At 68.2% G+C, this 1,378-nt stretch carries 2 protein-coding genes; both read left to right on the top strand.

The genetic code is table 11. The features are described from left to right. Nucleotides 1-672, top strand: a 672-nt coding sequence (locus SSP24_RS42395; protein WP_507772852.1) for an AICE element replication initiation protein, incomplete at its 5' end; no start/stop codon positions are given. Nucleotides 673-1,165: 493 nt separating this feature from the next. Next, nucleotides 1,166-1,378, top strand: a 213-nt coding sequence (locus SSP24_RS42390) for a helix-turn-helix transcriptional regulator (RefSeq protein ID WP_141316598.1), incomplete at its 3' end; no start/stop codon positions are given.

The raw sequence follows: 1,378 nt of genomic DNA, 5'->3' as shown, positions 1-1,378 counted from the left end.
GCCCTGTTCACCGACGGGGACGTCTTCCGCGCCCGCTACCGCCGCCCCCTGCTCCTGACCGGTATCGACGTGGGAGTCATCCGGCCCGACCTCGCGGAACGGCTCCTGCCGCTGCGTTTGGAGCGGCCACGTGTCCGGCGCACCGAGGCGGAACTGTGGGCGGAGTACGCGGAGGTTCTGCCCGTCGTTCTCGGCTCGCTGCTGGACCTCACGGTCAAGGTCCGGGCAGCCGAGGCGGAGACCCCCACCGACCTGCGCATGGCCGACTTCGCCCACCTGTGCGCGCAGCTCGATGCGGCAACCGGTCTTGGGGCGCTCACCGCTTACCGGGCCAGTCTGGACGACCTGAACGACGACGTGATTGAGGGTGACCTGCTCGCGCAGACTGTCCTCAGGCATGCCGACACCATCGAGCCGGGCGCGGCGCAGCGGATGACCTCCACCGAGTGGCTGCACCACCTCAGTCGCCTCTACAGCGGCGACGAACTGCGTCCGCTGCCCAAGGGCTGGCCGACCACGGGAAAGGTCCTCTCCGACCGGCTCAAGCGGCTCCAGCCGACGCTGGCTGCCCGTGGTGTTCTCATCGACACCGGCCGCACCAGCGAGGGCCGCTACCTCGAAATGACCCGCCTGGCCGCCCCGCCCCCGCACGAGCACAAACCGATGTTCTGACCCGCGCCCACGCGCTCGTCCGGACAAGCAGTAAGGGGCCGCTTCGCGGCGCGTCCTTTGGGCGGCGTTCCGCCGAACAGCAAGAAGAGCACGCGTTGCCCCTGGTGCTCTTCTTGCTTGCTCCCGCGGCGGCGGAGCCGCCCCAAGGTCGTGCCGCGAAGCGGCTCCTTCTTCACGCACTGGGGCCACCGAAGTACAACAGACACCCCCTCTTTTGTCCTAAGAGGGAAGACGCTGCGTCATCTGCGTCATGCAAGCCGAAAAACGGCCCCTGACCTGCGACAACAGCCATGACGCAGACGGCTGCCTCTGCGTCATCCTGCGTCATCTGCGTCATGCGATGACGCAGCCCATGACGCGCCGATGACGCACCCCCGAACCACTGCGTCACGCAAAGCCGCAGGTCAGAAGCCCGAATGACGCTGATGACGCAATGACGCAGAAATCCGCACCTCGGACAGACGCGGCCACGCCCTCCCCGCATGGAGTCCCTATGGCAAAGCCGACAGACCCCGACCCCCGCGCCACTCTCCGAGGCGGCCTCCCGGACCGGTACCTCACCCCCGACGACATCGCCGAGATGTTCGAGGTGCCCGTAGAGACCGTCTACCAGTGGCGCAAGAAGCGCACCGGCCCGCCCGGCTTCCGCATCGGCAAACACGTCCGCTACGACCCCGCCGACGTACGCACCTACGTCGCGGCCCGC

This window comes from Streptomyces spinoverrucosus, assembly GCF_006539505.1.
GTDB lineage: Bacteria > Actinomycetota > Actinomycetes > Streptomycetales > Streptomycetaceae > Streptomyces > Streptomyces spinoverrucosus.
Note: the sequence above shows the minus strand (reverse complement) of the source record. Positions and strands in the feature narration are given on the sequence as shown.